The 18,253-nt window shown below is 68.0% G+C and carries 15 protein-coding genes; 11 read left to right on the forward strand and 4 right to left on the reverse strand.

Translation table 11 applies throughout. The features are described 5' to 3' along the window. Nucleotides 1–130: 130 nt before the first annotated feature. The 3 genes from leuS to ACM0PB_RS02610 form a co-directional block, all read right to left on the reverse strand. On the reverse strand, nt 131–2,773 hold the full coding sequence (leuS, locus tag ACM0PB_RS02600) for a leucine--tRNA ligase (protein WP_005418117.1): 2,643 nt from the start codon (nt 2,771–2,773) through the stop codon (nt 131–133). 106 nt (nt 2,774–2,879) lie between these two features. Continuing rightward, nucleotides 2,880–3,479 (reverse strand): DUF998 domain-containing protein, encoded by a 600-nt coding sequence (locus tag ACM0PB_RS02605; protein WP_049459673.1) that lies wholly within the window; start codon nt 3,477–3,479, stop codon nt 2,880–2,882. Between the two features lie 28 nt (nt 3,480–3,507). Next, a complete protein-coding gene (locus ACM0PB_RS02610) occupies nt 3,508–3,687 on the reverse strand; it encodes a hypothetical protein (protein WP_134956368.1) in 180 nt (59 codons plus the stop codon). A gap of 49 nt (nt 3,688–3,736) precedes the next feature. Between ACM0PB_RS02610 and trxA the strand changes: the two genes are divergently transcribed. From trxA to ACM0PB_RS02630, 4 genes are all read left to right on the forward strand, one after another. Beyond that, the gene (gene trxA / locus ACM0PB_RS02615) at nt 3,737–4,594 is read left to right on the forward strand and encodes a thioredoxin (RefSeq protein WP_095377650.1); all 858 of its coding nucleotides are present in this window, start codon (nt 3,737–3,739) and stop codon (nt 4,592–4,594) included. A gap of 107 nt (nt 4,595–4,701) precedes the next feature. Next, on the forward strand, nt 4,702–6,402 hold the full coding sequence (locus tag ACM0PB_RS02620; protein WP_414604500.1) for a FecR family protein: 1,701 nt from the start codon (nt 4,702–4,704) through the stop codon (nt 6,400–6,402). Beyond that, a complete protein-coding gene (locus ACM0PB_RS02625) occupies nt 6,399–8,021 on the forward strand; it encodes a CHASE2 domain-containing protein (RefSeq protein ID WP_005418127.1) in 1,623 nt (540 codons plus the stop codon). Before ACM0PB_RS02620 ends, ACM0PB_RS02625 begins: the two co-directional genes overlap by 4 nt. A gap of 97 nt (nt 8,022–8,118) precedes the next feature. Next, nucleotides 8,119–8,571: a DUF4442 domain-containing protein gene (locus ACM0PB_RS02630; protein WP_414604501.1), complete on the forward strand. Its 453-nt coding sequence runs from the start codon at nt 8,119–8,121 to the stop codon at nt 8,569–8,571. Nucleotides 8,572–8,706: 135 nt separating this feature from the next. Here the strand turns inward: ACM0PB_RS02630 and ACM0PB_RS02635 are convergent, their stop codons facing one another. Then, on the reverse strand, nt 8,707–10,023 hold the full coding sequence (locus ACM0PB_RS02635) for a hypothetical protein (RefSeq protein ID WP_065179243.1): 1,317 nt from the start codon (nt 10,021–10,023) through the stop codon (nt 8,707–8,709). A gap of 76 nt (nt 10,024–10,099) precedes the next feature. On the opposite strand from ACM0PB_RS02635, the gene ACM0PB_RS02640 reads away from it, so the two are divergent. From ACM0PB_RS02640 to metG, 7 genes are all read left to right on the forward strand, one after another. Beyond that, nucleotides 10,100–10,783 (forward strand): DUF502 domain-containing protein, encoded by a 684-nt coding sequence (locus tag ACM0PB_RS02640; protein WP_005418129.1) that lies wholly within the window; start codon nt 10,100–10,102, stop codon nt 10,781–10,783. Beyond that, nucleotides 10,780–11,568 carry a queuosine precursor transporter gene (locus ACM0PB_RS02645; RefSeq protein ID WP_005418131.1) on the forward strand — a complete coding sequence of 263 codons (789 nt, stop codon included), beginning with the start codon at nt 10,780–10,782 and terminating at the stop codon, nt 11,566–11,568. The genes ACM0PB_RS02640 and ACM0PB_RS02645 overlap by 4 nt, the downstream gene beginning before the upstream one ends. Before the next feature lie 94 nt (nt 11,569–11,662). After that, nucleotides 11,663–13,603, forward strand: coding sequence for a DUF885 domain-containing protein (locus ACM0PB_RS02650; RefSeq protein ID WP_111201789.1), 1,941 nt, complete (start codon nt 11,663–11,665; stop codon nt 13,601–13,603). A 16-nt stretch (nt 13,604–13,619) separates the two neighbouring features. Then, the gene (locus tag ACM0PB_RS02655) at nt 13,620–14,690 is read left to right on the forward strand and encodes a serine hydrolase domain-containing protein (protein WP_414604502.1); all 1,071 of its coding nucleotides are present in this window, start codon (nt 13,620–13,622) and stop codon (nt 14,688–14,690) included. After that, nucleotides 14,687–15,091, forward strand: coding sequence for an SMU1112c/YaeR family gloxylase I-like metalloprotein (gene gloA2, locus ACM0PB_RS02660; RefSeq protein ID WP_065185483.1), 405 nt, complete (start codon nt 14,687–14,689; stop codon nt 15,089–15,091). Before ACM0PB_RS02655 ends, gloA2 begins: the two co-directional genes overlap by 4 nt. 496 nt (nt 15,092–15,587) lie before the next feature. Continuing rightward, nucleotides 15,588–16,031: a DUF2147 domain-containing protein gene (locus ACM0PB_RS02665; protein ID WP_065179246.1), complete on the forward strand. Its 444-nt coding sequence runs from the start codon at nt 15,588–15,590 to the stop codon at nt 16,029–16,031. A gap of 99 nt (nt 16,032–16,130) precedes the next feature. Then, on the forward strand, nt 16,131–18,203 hold the full coding sequence (metG, locus tag ACM0PB_RS02670; RefSeq protein WP_065179247.1) for a methionine--tRNA ligase: 2,073 nt from the start codon (nt 16,131–16,133) through the stop codon (nt 18,201–18,203). Nucleotides 18,204–18,253: the final 50 nt, after the last annotated feature.

The following is an 18,253-nucleotide window of genomic DNA, read 5'->3' on the forward strand; positions in this document are numbered from 1 at the left end:
GTCTGGCGGAGCCGGGCGATCACGGCAACACACAGCGTGCCCGAAGCCGCGTGAATGCAGGGCCATCAAGCACCCGGCCCTGCTTCTGGAAAGGCATCGGCCACCGCGCGGGTGGCCGGTGCGAGGTACATCAGGCGGCGACGATGTTCACGATCTTGCCCGGGACGATGATGATCTTGCGCACCGTCAGGCCTTCCATGAACCTGGCCGCGTTGGGCTCGGCCAGCGCCAGCGCCTCGACCTGCTCGCGCGCGGCATCGGCCGCCACCTCGATGGTGCCGCGCAGCTTGCCGTTGACCTGCACCGCCAGGGTCAGGGCATCGCGTACCAGCGCACTGCTGTCGGCCTGCGGGAACGGCTGGTCTTCCAGCAGCGTCTCGCCATGGCCCAGCACCTGCCAGAGGGCGTGGCTGGCATGCGGCGTGATCGGGTTCAGCAGCAGCACGACGGCCTGCAGCGCTTCCTGGCGCACCGCGCGGCCCTGCTCGCTGTCGTCCTCGAACCTGGCCAGCGCGTTCATCAGCTCCATCACCGCTGCGATGGCGGTATTGAAGCTGTGGCGGCGACCGTAGTCGTCACCGACCTTGCCGATGGTTTCATGGGTCTTGCGGCGCAGCGCCTTCTGGTTGGCATCCAGTGCTGCAACGTCCAGCGCCGGGGCGGCACCGTCGGCAGCATGCTTCTGCACCTGGGCCCACAGGCGGCGCAGGAAGCGCGCCATGCCGTCCACGCCGGCCTCGTTCCACTCCAGCGACTGCTCCGGCGGCGCGGCGAACATCGAGAACAGGCGCACGGTGTCGGCGCCGTACTTGCCGACCATCGCCTGCGGGTCCACGCCGTTGTTCTTCGACTTGGACATCTTCTCGGTGCCACCGACCACCACCGGCTGGCCGTCGGCAATCAGGGTGGCGCCGGTGATGCGGCCGCGCTCGTCACGCTGCACTTCCACATCGGCCGGGTTGATCCAGTCCTTCGAACCGTCCGGATTCGGGCGGTAGTAGGTCTCGGCGATCACCATGCCCTGGCACAGCAGGTTGCGCGCCGGCTCGTTGCTGTCCACCATCCGCGCGTCGCGCAGCAGCTTGTGGTAGAAGCGGAAATACATCAGGTGCAGGATCGCGTGCTCGATGCCACCGATGTACTGATCGACCGGCAGCCAGTAGTTGCCGCGCTTGTCGACAGCGTCACGGGCACCCGGCGAGGTGTAGCGGGCGTAGTACCAGCTCGACTCCATGAAGGTGTCGAAGGTGTCGGTCTCGCGCTCGGCGGCGCCACCGCATTCCGGGCAGGTGGTCTTGCGCCATTCCGGGTCGGTCTTGATCGGCGAACCGGTCCCGGAGAACGCCACGTCCTCCGGCAGTACCACCGGCAGCTGCTCCTCCGGCACCGGCACCGCACCGCACTTGTCGCAGTAGATCACCGGAATCGGGCAGCCCCAGTAGCGCTGGCGGCTCACGCCCCAGTCGCGCAGGCGGTAGTTGACGCGGCGCTGGCCCTGGGCCTTGCGCTCGAAACGTTCGGCCAGGGCTTCGAAGGCCCCCTGGAAATCCAGGCCGTCGAACTCGGCCGAGTTCACCAGCTCGAACGCACGGCTCTTGTCGCTGTACCAGTCCTGCCAGCGGCTACCGTCCCAGTTGCGCTCTTCGTCGGTGCGCGCATCCTTCAGCGCGATCACCTGCTTGATCGGCAGGCCGTACTTGTTGGCCACTTCGTTGTCGCGCTGGTCATGGCCCGGAACGGCCATCACCGCGCCGGTGCCGTAGCCCATCAGCACGAAGTTGGCGACCCACACCGGCACCGGCTCGCCGGTGACAGGATGCAGCGCGCGCAGGCCGGTATCCATGCCGCGCTTTTCCTGGGTTTCCAGTTCAGCCTCGGATACACCGCCCTGCTTCAGGTCGGCCAGCATCGCGGCCAGTTCCGGGTTGTTCTTCGCTGCGTGCAGCGCCAGCGGGTGTTCGGCGGCGATCGACACGAAGGTCACGCCCATCACCGTGTCCGGGCGGGTGGTGAACACGCGCAGCGGATCCAGCACGCCACCATCGACGTCGCGCACGTCGAACTGGATTTCCAGGCCCTCCGAGCGGCCGATCCAGTTGCGTTGCATGGTCTTGACCGATTCCGGCCAGCCATCCAGCTCGTCCAGGCCATCCAGCAGTTCCTGGGCGTAGTCGGTGATGCGCAGGAACCACTGCGGGATCTCACGCTTCTCCACCAGCGCACCGGAGCGCCAGCCGCGGCCGTCGATGACCTGCTCGTTGGCCAGCACGGTCTGGTCGACCGGGTCCCAGTTCACCACCGCGTTGCGGCGATAGGCCAGGCCCTTGCGCATCAGGCGGGTGAACATGCGCTGCTCGTGGACGTAATAGTCCGGACGGCAGGTGGCGAACTCGCGCGACCAGTCGATGGCATAGCCCAGCGATTTCAGCTGGCTGCGCATGTGGTCGATGTTCTTGTAGGTCCACGCTGCCGGCGCGGTCTTGTTCTTGATCGCGGCGTTTTCCGCCGGCAGGCCGAACGCGTCCCAGCCCATCGGCTGCAGCACGTTGTGGCCGGTCATGCGCTTGTAGCGGCTGATCACGTCGCCAATCGTGTAATTGCGCACGTGGCCCATATGCAGCGCACCGGACGGGTACGGAAGCATCGACAGGCAGTAGTACTTCGGCTTGTCCGAGGTCTCGTCGACCTCGAAGGCACGGGTGGCGTCCCAGTACTGCTGGGCGGCGGATTCAACCTGCTGCGGGTCGTAGGCGTTGGTTTCAGCGCTGGTCATGGAACACGCGGATGCGGCGGCAAAGCGGTACAGCGTACCGCAGTGCGGCAAACGTCTCCAATCCTGCCTGCTTGGGGGTGGGCGCCGCGATGCCCCGGGAGCCGTCTCAGCGTTGGCGCGACAGCGGCAGTGCGGCGGCCAGCCAGGCCACCCAGCAGGCGAACGCCAGCCGTTGTGCCAGCGGCGCCGGCAGGACGCCCTGCAGGGCAAACGCGGCCACCGCAGCCAGCACGCCGCAGCCCAGGGCCAAGGCGCCCAGGGCGCGGCCATGCGCCTGACGCAGCTGTGTCGTGCCCAGCAACAGGGTTCCGGCGACGAAGCCCAGCACCCAGATCATCCAGGCACTGGCATGCAGCTGGCTGGCGGGCCCATGCAGATCGTCCACGTCCAGCGGCAGCAAGCCCATCGCGGCAAAGCCCAGGCCAGCCAGCAGCAGCATCTGGCTGCCGACCCTCGGTGCCCAGCCGGCAGTGGCGGGCAGGCTGCGGCGCAGGCGCTCAGCCACCACCGCAGCGAGCACGCCGGGCAGCACGAAGCCAAGCAGATTGAACGCCAGCGCATGCGGTACGCCCCGCGCCCCCAGCAGCGCCACCGGGTGGCGGGCCTGTGCATAGCCCTCCAGGCCGGCACCGAAGCCAGACACAGCCAGGACGAACACGACTGCAGCAAGCAGTCCCAACCAACGATCAAGCCGGACCATGGACATTGCGCGCAGTCACCCGGAAAAGAATGGATCAGCGCATTGTCGCGGCAGTGACGCAGTGCGCCAAGCGCGCGGCCGAGGCCGGGTGCTTCCGGCGCACCTCGGCCAGCACGCCGGTCAGCTCCGGAAAGCGGGTGATCCACGGGCTGTGCTGCGTGCCACGCCCCCGAGGCCGTCGCGCGCGATGTGACGGCAGGGTTGAGACGGACATCGATCGTCACCATAGAATCGGTCTCCAGATGCCAAGCGATGCTTTCCCCATGACCGAGACGACCTACGTATTCGACGCCACCACTGCGACCTTCGAGGCCGAAGTCCTGCAGAAGTCGCTGCAGACGCCGGTGCTGGTTGACTTCTGGGCCACCTGGTGCGGGCCGTGCAAGACCCTGGGCCCGATGCTGGAAAAGCTGGCTGCCGAGTACAACGGTGCGTTCGAGCTGGCCAAGGTCGATGTCGACAAGGAACAGCAGATCGCTGCGGCCTTCCAGATCCGCTCGGTGCCGACCGTGTTCCTGGTCAAGGGCGGCCAGCTGGTGGACGGCTTCCCCGGCGCCATTCCGGAAGGCCAGCTGCGTGAGTTCCTGGCCCAGCACGGCATCGTACCGGCCGATGTGGGCGATGCTGCCCCCGAAGATGACGCCCCGCTGGATCCGCAGGCGCAGGTCGATGTGCTGCGTGCGCAGATCGCCGCCGAGCCGGACAAGGATGAACTGAAGCTCGACCTGGCCCTGGCCCTGCTGCAGATCGGTGGCGTGGACGAGGCACGCACCCTGATCGACGGCTTGCCCGCCAATCTGGCTACCGACGACCGCGCCGTGCGTGCCCGCGCCCGCCTGGCCTTCGCCGCCGCGCTGAAAGATGCCCCGGCCGCCGAGGTGCTGGAGGCACGCATCGCCGCTGACGGCAAGGACCTCAAGGCCCGCCACCTGCGTGGCGTGCAACTGCTGCTCGGCGGTCATGACGAGGCCGCGCTGGCCCAGTTCCTGGAAATGCTGCGGATCGACCGCGGATTCGAGGAAGGCCTGCCGCGCAAGGCCCTGATCGACGCCTTCAATGTGATCTCCGACGAGGACCTGGTCGGCCAGTACCGCCGCAGGATGGCGTCGCTGCTGTTCTGAACGGGAACCCGCTCCGTTCAGAATTCCTGCACTGAACGCGGGCAATAATGCCCGCGCTGGTGGCCACGCGGTCGCCACGATCCGTTCGGGGGGATGAGGTCGGGGCCATGGGGTCTTGCAGCTGCACCCCCGCATTGCCGGGATTGCAAACTGTGACCGTCGTCCGCTCTCTGTCGTTCGCCATGCATTTAACGGGCGCTCTGCTCTGCGCCCTCTTCCTGATGCCCGCCCTTGCCGGCGCCCAGGACTGGAACTATCGGGTCCGGCCCGGCGATACCCTGTGGGATCTGGGCGGGCTCTACCTGAAGCCCTCGGTACGCTGGCAGCAGCTGCAGCAGCACAACCGCATCGACAACCCTTACCAGTTGCCGCCGGGCCAGCTGCTGCGCTTCCCGATCAGCTGGCTGCGCACCGAACCGGCGCCGGCCCGGGTGCTGTCCGTGCGCGGCAAGGTCGCGCTGGCAGGCGCCGATGGCACGGCGACCCGCGCGCTCCAGGCCGGCGAACAGCTGCATATCGGTGACACCGTGGAGACCGAAGGCGACTCCAGCATCACCCTGGAATTCGCCGATGCCTCGCGCCTGCAGCTGCGCGAGTACTCGCGCCTGCGCCTGGATCAGCTGAGCCGTTACGGCCACACCGGCATGGTCGACACCCGACTGCGCCTGCAGCAGGGGCGAGCCAGCAACCGGGTGACGCCGGCGCGCGGTCCCGCCTCGCGTTACATCATCGATGCGCCCACCGCGACCAGCAGCGTGCGCGGCACGGTGTTCCGGGTCAGCGCCGGGGATGACGGGCACGTCGGTGCCACCGAGGTCCTGCAGGGCAAGGTGCAGGTCGGCAACTCCCATGGCCAGCGCCTGGTCCGGCCGGGCCAGGCCACCCGCAGCAGCAGTGCCGATGCGGCGCCCGCTGCGGTCTCTGCACTGCTGCCGGCGCCGGCGCTGCGCAATGACGCGCTGCGCCTGGCGCCGCTGCCGACCCTGCTTGCCTGGGAACCGGTCAATGGCGCCGATCATTACCGGGTGGAAGTGGTGCAGGCGGCAACGCCGGAGATCCTCCTGTTCGCCGCCACCACCGCCGACACCCGGCTGGCGATCGGCGACCTGCAGCCTGGCCAGCTGCGCATCCTGTTGCGCGCGGTCGACGCCCAGGGGGTCGAAGGCCTGGACGCCAGCGCCGATTTCGAGCTCGGTGACCAGCCACCACCGCCACTGACCGTATCGCCGCTGCATGGGCAGACGATCAACAGCGACCGCCCGCGTTTCCGCTGGAGCCAGGCCCCCGGTGCGCGCAGCAGCGTCCTGCAGATCGCCACCGAGCCCAGCTTCCTGCAGCCCCTGCAGGAGCAGGCCACCCATGCGACCGACCTGCGCCTGACGCGACCGCTGCCGCCCGGCCAGTACTACTGGCGCGTGGCTTCGCGCGATGGCGAAGGCCGACAGGGCCGCTATGGCCAGGCGTTGCCGCTGCAGCTGAGCAATGAACCAGTGGACCCGGCACTGCAACCGCCCGAGGCCGCACACGGCGAGCTGACGCTGCGCTGGCAGGCCGGCAGCGAAGGCCAACGCTACCGGGTGCAGGTGGATCGCCGCGGCGACTTCAAGGCACCGCTGGTCGACGAAACCGTGGATCAGCCGCAGGTGAGCTTCAAGCGCCCGTGGAGCGGCACCCTGCATGTACGCGTGCAGTACATCGACGATGACGGCCACGCCAGCGCGTTCTCGCCTGCCCAGCAGGTCCCGCTGCCGTGCCGCCTGTGCTACGGCGCGGGTGGCGGCGCCCTGCTGCTCTGGTTGTTGTTGTGAGGCGCTCGCCGCTGCCGTGGTCGAAGCGGATCCTGCTGGCCCTGCTGGCCGGCGGGCTGACCATCGTGGCCAGCCAGGGACAATGGCTGTGGCGGCAGGACGAGGCGGCCTATGATGCGCTGGTCGGCAACTGGGAGTACCGCCCCGATCCCAGCGTGCTGATCGTCGCCATCGACGAAGGCAGCCTGCAGCGCATCGGCCAGTGGCCCTGGCCACGCTCGGTGCATGCACGCCTGCTTGACCGCCTGACCGATGCCGGCGCCGAACGCGTCGCGCTGGACCTGATGCTGTCCGAACCGGATCGCCGTGACAGCCGACAGGATGATCAACTGGCGGCCGCCATCCGACGCAATGGCCGGGTGGTGCTGCCGGTGCTGGCCGCACCGGCGGCCGGCGACCGCATGGCCGAGGAAATGCTGCCGATCCCACAGATCGCTGCCAGTGCTGCCGCCATTGGCCACACCGATGTCGAGGTGGATGGCGACGGCGTCGCCCGTGGCGTCTATCTGCACGCAGGTATCGGCCAGCCGCACTGGCCGGCACTGGGCCTGGCACTGGCCGACCTGCCTGCCGGTGCCGTACGCGGCCTGCCCGATCCCGACCCGGAACTGGGCTCGCCCTATCAATGGCGTCGCGACGATTACGTTCGCGTGCGCTACGCCGGCCCCCCCGAGCGGCTGCCACAGGTGTCCTATGCGGACGTTCTCGATGGCCACGTGGACATGGCGATGCTGCATGGCCGCCGCATCGTAGTTGGCATGACGGCCAGCGGCATCGCGCCCCGCCTGCTGACCCCGACCACCCGCGAGTTCTGGATGAGCGGCAGCGAGTACCAGGCCAACATCACCTCGATGCTGCTGCAGCACAAGCAGATCGATGTTCTACCGCATGCCTGGCAGCACGCCATCAGCGGTGTGCTGGTGGCGCTGTGCGTGATCCTGCTCGGCCTGCGCCTGCCCTGGCTGGTCGCGCTGTGTTCGTTGCCGATGCCTGCCCTGCTGAGCTGGCTGCTGCTGCGCACGAGCGACCTGTGGTGGGCGCCGGCCAGCGCGATGCTGGGCGTGACGCTGGCACTGCTGGTCTGGGCGGTGTGGCGGATCTCGGCCTGGCACCGCCAGGCCAACCGCGACGCCCTTACCGGCCTGGGCAACCGCCTCCGCTTCGAGCAGTCGCTGCAGCAGGAATGCGATGCAGCACGGCGCAGCGGCAAGCCATTGAGCCTGGCGTTGATCGACGTCGACCACTTCAAGCGCCATAACGATCGCCACGGGCACCAGGTGGGCGACCGCGTGCTGCGTGATGTCGCCCGCCTGATCGGCGCCCATGCGCGCCGCCCGCGCGACATGGCGGCACGCTACGGTGGCGACGAATTCGCGCTGGTGCTGCCGGATACACCGGCCGAAGGCGCACGCCAGGTGATTGAGGACCTGATTGCCTGCGTGCGCGCATTGCCGGCGCCGGGCGATGGCAGCGACGATACCGTCACGCTCACCATCGGCGTATTCACCCGCGTGCCCGACGGCGAACTGCAGCCCCACCATTTCGTGGAAGGCGCCGACACCGCCCTTTATCAGGCCAAGGCCAACGGCCGCGACGGGTACATGATCGACGGCCCATGAGGCAGGACATGCACGCCGCCGTTGGACACACGCCCGGGGTGCAACATACGCATGCGAATGGCTAGACTGGGCACCTCGCCTCGCGCCCCGGACCCGCATGAACGCCCGCCTGTTCCGCTTCGGCATCAACCTGTGGCCACCGTTCCTGTTCACCGGCATCCATGTCACCCGCATCACGCCCGATTACCGGCAGATCGACGTCGAGCTGCGGCTGCGGCCGTGGAACAGCAACTACGTCGGCACGCATTTCGGCGGCAGCCTGTTCGCGATGACCGACCCGTTCTGGATGCTGGGCCTGCTGCACATCCTCGGCCGTGACTACTACGTGTGGGACCGGGCCGGTGCGATCGATTTCCTCAAGCCTGGCCGGGGCACGGTGCGCACCTCGTTCCGCATCGACGATGCGCTGCTGTCCGAACTGCGTGCCGAAGCGGCGGGCGGCGAGAAGGTGCTGCGCTGGTTCAGCAACGACGTCGTCGACGAAAGCGGCGAGGTGGTCGCCCAGGTGCGCAAGCAGGTCTATCTGCGGTTGAAGCCACACGCGCGCTGATCCGGCGCGGGCGCTGTCCTCTGCTGCCCTGGCAGGGAGGCTCCGATGCGCGCGTATGCGCGTGCACCTGCGGTGCGACGCGGAGCGAAGGCAGCCGCGAGGATGACGAGGACAGCGCGCACTGGCCGCCGCTGCTCAGTCGCGCGCGGCGGCGGCCGGGGCGTCCCCTGCCACCAGCGATACCGACAACCATGGGCTCTCGTCGGTGCTGCGCGGCGCTGAGCGCCGCGGTACCTGCAGGCGGCGGCCATCGGCCGACAACTGCGGTGCCCGCACCTGCGAGCGGAACTGGGCAGGCAAGCGCTTCAGCGCATCCACAGGGTCCTCGGCCTGCTGTCGCAGCCAGCGTTGCGCACCGATCAGCCGCACCATCGCGGCGGCATCCTGGGGCCGTGACGAATACGCGGGATAGGCCGGGCCCGCGATATCGGCCAGCACGCACCCCATGACGTTCGACAGGCAGCCGAAGTCATGCTGCGGCGGTGCCGGCACCGGCAGCGGGCGATCCGCCTCCAGCGCGGTCATCGCCGCCGCGCCACAGGCCCAGCCCAGGTTGCCCGCCACTCGCGCCAGGGTGCTGCTGCGATCGAGTACCAGCACGCCACCGAACTCCTGCGCCGAGGTTTCGATCGCAGCCCTGCTCATCGCATACTCGCCCTGCATCGCACGGCACAGGCTCTGTTCGGCGGCCCGCATCGGCTTCATCGCCTGCTCGCATTCCGCTGGCAGCGGTTGGTCGGCCGGCAGTTCGACCAGCATGTCGGCCAGCAGCTGGGCATTGGCCTGCACCAGGCTGGCACCGATGATGCTCTCCACCAGGTAGCTGCCGCCCGTCACCAGCCGGCGGCCCAGCTGCAGCCCCCGGCAACTGCCACGCAGCGCACCGTCGATATCACCCTGCACATACGCCAGCGCGCGTGCGCTGGTGGCGTCGATCACCAAACCATAGGCCGGCATCGGCACCAGGATGCCTTCCCCTTTTGGCCGGAACGGCGACACGAAGTGATCCGCATCGGCCAGCTGGTCCAGGCGCGCATGCAGCTGCTGGTGGCCAGCGTGGGCATCGACGAAGCGCTGCGGGTCCGCACGCACCTGGCCGAGGCAGTCACTGGCGGTCGGTCCGCAGCTGGCCGAAGGCCGTGAATGCAGCTCGACGTGGTCTTCTGCCAGCTGCGGACGGGCGCCGCCATTGCCGCGCGGATCCGCCTCCCAGCGCTGTACATCCCGGGCCAACGCCTGATCGCGCTGGTCCGGGTCGAGATCGTCGAACGCGAGTGTCCACAGCAGCGCAAAGCCGTTGCGGCCATCAGCGGGCAGGCGGGCCTGCAACCGCTGCTGGGCCTGCAGCCGTGATTCCGGCACCGGCCACATGCGCGAGGCGCACCACACCACGATGGCCAGCACCAGCAGTCCTGCCAGGGCCCAGCCCAGTCCGCGCAGAATCTTCAACACAGCTTCCCTTCCATGCATCGTTGCCGCAGTCGATCCCCCAGCGTAATCGACCGGCCGTGGCCGCTACAATGCGCGCATGTCGCTCGAAGCCCCCGCCCTGGTCCCCCGCCCCTCCCTGCAGCGCCTGTTCCTGACCGGCCTGCTGACCCTGCTGCCGATCTGGCTGACCTGGGTCGTGGTCAAGTTCGTGTTCGTGCTGCTTTCGGGCATTTCCAGCCCATTGGTGGTGCCGCTTTCCGAGCAGATCGCGACAAGCTTCCCGCATTACCTCGGTTGGGTCCGTGCCGAGTGGATCCAGAACACCATCGCCCTGCTGGCCACCCTGCTGGTGATCCTGGCGGTGGGCGTGGCCAGCCGCCGCGTGCTCGGCCAGCGCCTGCTGCGCTGGGTCGGCGCGGTGATCAAGCGCATTCCGTTGGCCAGCATCATCTACGACAGCGCCAAGAAGCTGCTGGACATGTTGCAGACCGAACCGGGCAGCACCCAGCGCGTGGTGCTGATCGACTTTCCGCACCGCGACATGAAGTCGGTCGGGCTGGTCACCCGCGTGATCAAGGAGCACGGCACCGACCGTGAACTGGCCGCGGTGTACGTGCCAACCACACCGAACCCGACCTCGGGTTACCTGGAGATCGTGCCGGTGGAGCTGCTGACCCCGACCGACTGGACCGTCGACCAGGCCATGAGCTTCATCATTTCCGGCGGTGCCGTCGCACCGTCCAGCGTTCCGTTCACGCGCGCAGGCGAACGCAGCGAATGACAACCGCGGCGCCGATCGAGCGCCCGCTGCAGGACCGCGCGGTCCTGCTGTTCATCGTGCTGGCCGCGTTCTTCTGCGGCAACGCCGTGCTGGCCGAACTGATCGGGGTGAAGATCTTCGCGCTGGAAGACACCCTCGGCATCGAACCGCTGAACTGGAACCTGTTTGGCCAGACCGGCTCGCTCAGCTTCACCGCCGGTACCCTGCTGTGGCCGGTGGTGTTCATCATGACCGACACGATCAACGAGTTTTTCGGCAAGCGCGGCGTGCGCTTCATCTCGTGGTTGGCCGTGGTGCTGATCGCCTATGGCTTCCTGTTCGCCTTCGCAGCGATCTCGCTGGCGCCGGCCAGCTGGTGGGTCACCTCGATGGACGGCCACGGCGTGCCGGACTACCAGGCGGCATTCGCCGCGGTGTTCGGCCAGGGCATGTGGACCATCGCCGGTTCGCTGGTGGCCTTCCTGCTCGGCCAGCTGATCGACGTGGCCGTGTTCCATCGCATCCGCCAGGCCACCGGCGAGCGCCACGTGTGGCTGCGTGCGACCGGATCCACCGCGATCTCCCAGGTGGTGGACAGCTTCGTGGTGATCTGGATCGCCTTCGTGCTCGGCCCGCAGCACTGGCCGACCTCGCTGTTCCTGGCCGTCAGCAGCGTCAACTACATCTACAAGATGGGCTTTGCGATTGCCTTGATTCCACTGCTGTACCTGATGCGGCGTGCGATCACCCGCTACCTGGGTGCCGATAGGGCCGCCGCCCTGCGCGCCGCGGCCGCGGCTGACTGAAGCCCCAGCGGCAAAAAGCTGACTGCGCCTTCACGCTGGCCGTACGCGGCCGGATCGTGCAAGCTCCACGGTCTGTGTTCCACGGAAGCTCCTGATGCCGCATCCCACCCGCGCCCTGGCCGCCGCCATTGCCGCCTTGTTCCTGTTCAGTGCCATGCCGTCGGCCGAAGCAGCGAAGAAAAAGGCCAGCCGCCCTGCCGCTGCGCAGACCCGCCAGGCTGCCAAGCCCAAGGCCAGGCCCGCCCGCGCCACCGCGCCGGCGCGTGGCAGCTCGGCGCGCCGCGCCGCGCCCCGCCCGGTCGCCCCGGCCCGGGCCGTACCCAAGCAGGTGCAGCTGGAGCGCCTGTACGACGAATACTGGGATGCCTCGATGCGGTTGAATCCACTGCAGGCGACCTTCCAGGGCGAGGCCCGCTACAACGACCAGCTGCCCAACATCCTGTCCGCCGCCTGGCGCCAACAGTCGCACGACTTCACCACGCAATGGCTGGGCAAGGTCGAGAAGCTCGGCAGTGACGGCCTGCAGGGCCAGGACCTGCTCAGCTACGAGATCTTCGTGCGCGACGCGCGCGCATCGCTGGCCGCCGAGCGCTACCCGAGCTGGATGATGCCGATCAGCCAGTACTACAACATCGGCAGCATCATGGCGATCCTCGGCTCCGGTGCGGGCGCGCAGCCATTCAACACCGTCCAGGACTACGACACCTGGTCACGCCGTTCGCTGGGCATTCCCGAGCTGTTCGACCAGGCCATCGACAACATGCGCCAGGGCATGAAGGCCGGCGTGGTGCAACCACGCGACCTGATGGAAAAAGTGCTGCCGCAGCTGGATGCGGTGATCAAGCCGACCGCCGAGGAGAGCATTTTCTGGTCGCCGATCCGCACCATGCCGAACACCATCCCGGCTGAGGACAAGGCGCGCATCAGCGCCGAATACAAGCGCATGATCGAGCTGCGCATCATGCCGGCCTACCGCGCCCTGCGCGGCTTCATCGCCACCGAATACCTGCCGGCCACACGCACCAGCAGCGGCCTGGGCGCATTGCCCGATGGCCAGGCCTGGTACGCCAACCTGATCGTGCAGACCACCGCCAGCGACCAGACCGCCGCACAACTGCATGCGCTGGGCGAACAGCGCGTGCAGGAACTGCAGGCGCAGATCGCCACGGTAATGAAGGACGCCAAGCTGCGCGGTTCTCCCACCAAGCTGCTGCGCAGCATGCGCAACGACCGCCAGTTCCAATACGGCGATGCCAACGCGCTGATCAACCGCTACCGCCAGGTGCAGCAGCAGGTCAGCCTACGCCTGCCGCAGGTGCTGGATACCTTGCCGAAGGCACCGCTGGAGGTCCGTGCGGTGGAGCCGGAGCGCGCACTGACCGCCGCCGCTGCCGCCTATCAGCCGTCGGCGGCCGGGCAACCGGGCGTGCTGTACATCAACACCCGCGACCTGCCCAGCCGCAAGCGCTGGAACGTGCCGGTGCAGTACCTGCATGAAGGGATCCCGGGCCACCACGTCCAGCTGGGCCTGCAGCAGGAGCTGGCCAAGCTGCCACGCTTCCGCCGCCTCGGTGGCGATCTCGCCTTCGTCGAAGGCTGGGGCCTGTACGCCGAAACGCTGGGCGAGGACCTGGGCATCTACACCGATCCCTACGACCGCATCGGCTACCTGTACTCGCGCCTGCTGCGCGCCGCCCGCGTGGTAGCCGATACCGGCGTGAACGCCCAGGGCTGGAGCAAGCAGCAGGCCGTCAGCTACCTGCAGAAGACCGTGGACATGAGCAGTGACGACGCCAACGCCGAGGTGGAGCGGATCATGGCCCAGCCCGGCCAGGCACTATCGAACGTCGCCGGCCTGACCACCATCGTTGCCCTGCGCGACAAGGCCAAGGCGCGCCAGGGCGCCGCCTTCGACCTGCGCCGCTTCCACGCCGAACTGCTGAAGGACGGCTCGATGCCGCTGGACGTGCTTGACCGTAAGATGGAACGCTGGATGGTGCAGCCGGCCAGCACTACGCCCACGCCTTCACCTTGACCCCTCCGGAGCCGTCATGCGCCCTGCCGTCGCCCTGTTCGCCGTCGTGCTGGGCCTGCTGCCTTCAACGGGTATCGCCGCACCGGTGCTGAAACCACCGGATGCGGGCATCGACGGCCTGATGCAGGCCTACGACGGCCAGGTACCCGGCGCTGCAGTCCTGGTGCTGCACGACGGGCAAGCGGTGTTCCGCCGTGGCTACGGCCTGGCGGTGGTGGAGGACGGCACCTCCGTCACCCCGGCCAGCAACTTCCGGCTGGCCTCGGTCAGCAAGCAGTTCACCGCTGCGGCGGTGCTGCTGCTGGTGGAGGATGGCCGGCTTGGGCTGGATCAACCTGCCCGGCAGTGGCTGCCCGAACTGCCCCCGGCTGCCGCGGCCATCACGATCCGCCAGCTGCTATCGCACACCGGCGGCCTGCTCGACTACGAAGACCTGATGGATCCGGCTGACACTCGGCAGGTGCATGACGCCGATGTGCTGACCCTGCTGTCGCGCCAGGACCGGCTGAACTTTGCGCCGGGCACGCAGTACCACTACAGCAACAGCGGCTATGCGCTGCTGGCACTGATCGTCGGCCGCGCCTCCGGCCTGGATTTCGCAGCCTTCCTGCAACAGCGCATCTTCCGCCCGCTAGGCATGGCCCACACCGTGGCCCATCAGGACGGCATCGATACCATCGCCGCACGCGCCTATGGCTACAGCTGGATCGATGGCCGCTGGCAGCGCACCGACCAGAGCGCCACCAGTGCCGTGCTCGGCGATGGCGGGATCTACTCCTCGCTGGACGACCTCGCCCGCTGGGATGCGGCGCTGTACGACGACCGCCTGCTGTCGAAGGCCTCGCGCCGCGCGATGTTCAGCCCGGCCACATCGACATCCGAACCGGATGTGCCGCACTACGGCTTCGGATGGCGCCTGAACGGCCCGGTGCAATGGCACAGCGGCGAAAGCATCGGCTTCCGAAATGTGATCGTTCGATACCCGGAAAAGCACTTGACCGTGATCGTGCTGACCAATCGCAACGATCCCGAACCGTACCCGCTGGCGCAGAAGATCGCCCAGCGCTGGCTGGACACCCTGCAATGAACACCGGTTCCGACGCCCTGCTGGGCATCCACCACGCGGCACTGATCTGCAGCGATTATGCGTATTCAAAAGACTTCTACGTCCGTATCCTCGGCCTGCGCGTACTGGCCGAGAACCACCGCGCCGCGCGAGACTCCTGGAAGCTGGATCTGGCCCTGCCCGACGGCAGCCAGCTGGAACTGTTCTCGTTCCCCTCGCCACCGCCCCGCCCCAGCCGCCCGGAGGCCCAGGGCCTGCGCCACCTCGCGTTCCGGGTCGCTGCGCTGGAGCCGTTCATCGAACGCCTGGCCAGCCACGGCGTGGACTGCGAACCGATCCGCGTGGACGAATACACCGGCCGCCGCTTCACCTTCTTCGCCGACCCGGATGGCCTGCCGCTGGAGCTGTACGAAGTCGGTTGAGGCCCCGGGGGTCAGATCTCTTTTCCGACGGAAAAGGGATCTGACCCCATCGCCGACCCCATCGCCGCCACCGGAAACATCATCCACGCATGGCGTGGATCTACCGTGTCGACCAAGGTCGACGCCTACCAACAGCCGAAGGAATTTGTCAGAGGTGGGGCGGTGTGGGTGGGCAGGACCGTTGGCGCCATGGATGGCGCCATCGAGCCCCCAAGGGTGAGGGCGCTTTGCTTGCGAAGCACTGCTTCGCAAGCGCCCGAACGCCCAGCCGCCAGCGGCTGGGCCGGACCGCGGAGCGGAGTTTACGGCGTGTCCTGCCCACCCACACCGCCCCGCCATCCCACGGAATCCCGCCGTTGAGGTTGCCGGCCAGCGGCCGGCACTACCGCGGGTGCAGGGCGCAACCCTGCAACGCCCCCCTTCCCCATACTCCGCCGAATGGGTATACAGTCGACCCATGCCGGCACCGTGCCGGAATGAACCCTGGGAGGGGACCATGCGCAAGACCTTCAAGACCCTGCTGCTGGCATTGCCGATGTGCCTGGCCGCACTCTCGGCGCAGGCCGCCGACGGCGCCGCCGGCCGCTGGAAGACCATCGACGACAAGACCGGCAAGGTGAAGTCGATCGTCGAGATCACCCAGGCCCCCAACGGCACGCTGACCGGCAAGGTGGTCGACATCCTGCACTCGGACAAGGGCCCGAACCCGGTCTGTGACGGCTGTGAAGGCGCCAACAGGAACAAGCCGGTGAAGGGCATGACCATCCTCTGGAACCTGAAGGCCGACGGCGCCAACAAGTGGTCCGGCGGCACCATCCTCGACCCGGCCAACGGCAAGACCTACAAGTCGAAGATGGAACTGCAGCCCGGCGGCACCCGGCTGGACGTGTCCGGCTGCATCGCCTTCATCTGCCGCGCGCAGACCTGGCAGCGCGAATAAGCGCCCCGCACCTCCGTCAACCCGTGACCCGGCCCCGGCCGGGTCACGTCGTTGCGGGCATGCGATAATCTGCGGTTCCCCTCGGATCCACCCGCGACCATGACCCGTACCGCGCTCGTCACCACCGCCCTGCCCTACGCCAACGGCCCGCTGCACCTGGGCCACCTGGTCGGCTACATCCAGGCTGACATCTGGGTACGTGCGCGGCGAATGAGCGGCGGCAGGACCTGGTTCGTCTGCGCCGATGACACCCACGGCACACCGATCATGCTGGCCGCGGAAAAGGCCGGGGTCACCCCGGAAACCTTCATCGCCAACATCCAGGCCAGCCACGAACGTGACTTCGCCGCCTTCGGCGTGGCCTTCGACCACTACGACTCGACCAATTCGGCGGCCAACAAGGCGTTGACCGAGCAGTTCTACCTGAAGCTGGAAGCGGCCGGCCACATCAGCCGCCGTTCGGTCGCGCAGTTCTACGACCCGGCCAAGGGCATGTTCCTGCCCGACCGCTACGTCAAGGGCATCTGTCCGAACTGCGGCAGTCCCGACCAGTACGGCGACAACTGCGAAGTCTGCGGCGCGACCTACGCACCGACCGACCTGAAGGAACCGCGTTCGGTCATCTCCGGTGCCACGCCGGAAATGCGCGATTCGGAGCACTTCTTCTTCGAGGTGGGTCACTTCGATGCGTTCCTGCGCGAATGGCTGGCCGGCGATGTCGCCCTGCCGGGCGTGAAGGCCAAGCTGGGCGAGTGGCTCAATGCCGAGGGTGGCCTGCGCGCGTGGGACATCTCGCGCGATGCGCCGTACTTCGGCTTCCAGATTCCCGGCCAGCCGGGCAAGTACTTCTATGTCTGGCTGGATGCACCGATCGGCTACCTGTCCAGCTTCCAGACCCTGTGCGGCAGGATCGGTGAGGACTTCGAAGCGCACCTGCGTGCCGGCACCGCCACCGAACTGCACCACTTCATCGGCAAGGACATCGTCAACTTCCATGGCCTGTTCTGGCCGGCGGTACTGCACGGAACCGGCCACCGCGCGCCGACCCGCCTGCACGTCAACGGCTACCTGACCGTGGACGGCGCCAAGATGAGCAAGTCGCGCGGCACCTTCGTGATGGCCCGTACCTTCCTCGATGCCGGCCTGGAGCCGGAAGCGCTGCGCTACTACTACGCCGCCAAGTCCGGCGGTGGCGTCGACGATCTCGACCTGAACCTGGGCGACTTCATCGCCCGCGTCAACGCCGACCTGGTCGGCAAGTTCGTCAACCTGGCCAGCCGCTGCGCCGGCTTCATCAGCAAGCGCTTCGACGGCCAGCTGGCCGCGCAGCTGCCCGACGCGGCGCAGTACCAGCGCTTCGTCGATGGGCTGGCGCCGATCCGTGAAGCCTACGAGCGCAACGACCCGGCTGCGGCGATCCGCTTGACCATGACCCTGGCCGACGAAGCCAACCGCTACATCGACGACGTCAAGCCGTGGGTCATCGCCAAGCAGGAAGGCGCCGATGCGCAGCTGCAGGCCGTGTGCAGCCAGGGCCTGAACCTGTTCCGCGTGCTGGTCACCGCCCTGAAGCCGGTGCTGCCGGCCACCGCCGCGCAGGCCGAGGCCTTCCTGGCCGCGCCGGTGAACGACTGGACCGAGCTGGCGCAACCGCTGCTGGGACACCGCATCACCGAGTACACCCCGCTGTTCACCCGTATTGACCCGAAGAAGATTGACGCCATGATCGACGCCTCCAAGGACACCCTGCAGCCGGCGGCTGCCGCTGCCCCCGCTGCCAAGCCGGCCGCCCCGGCCCCGGCCCCGGCCAAGGACGAAGCAAAGAGCGCCGACGCGCCGGCCTACATCGGCATCGACGATTTCGCCAAGCTCGACCTGCGCATCGGCAAGGTGCTGGTCTGCGAGTTCGTGGAAGGTTCGGACAAGCTGCTGCGCTTCGAACTGGACGCCGGCGAGCTGGGCAAGCGCCAGATCTTCTCCGGCATCCGTGGCAGCTACGGCGAACCGGAGAAGCTGGTGGGCCGCAGCGTGGTGTTCATCGCCAACCTGGCCCCGCGCAAGATGCGCTTCGGCCTGAGCGAAGGCATGATCCTGTCGGCCGGCTTCGACGGTGGCGCACTGGCGCTGCTGGACGCCGACAGCGGCGCGCAGCCGGGCATGCCGGTTCGCTGATGCCTGCAGCGGGCGTGGTTACGGCCGCGCCCGCCGGCAGCTCCGGCCCC

Origin of the sequence: Stenotrophomonas sp. AR029 (genome assembly GCF_047520695.2) — a bacterium.
In the GTDB taxonomy this organism is placed as follows: domain Bacteria; phylum Pseudomonadota; class Gammaproteobacteria; order Xanthomonadales; family Xanthomonadaceae; genus Stenotrophomonas; species Stenotrophomonas sepilia.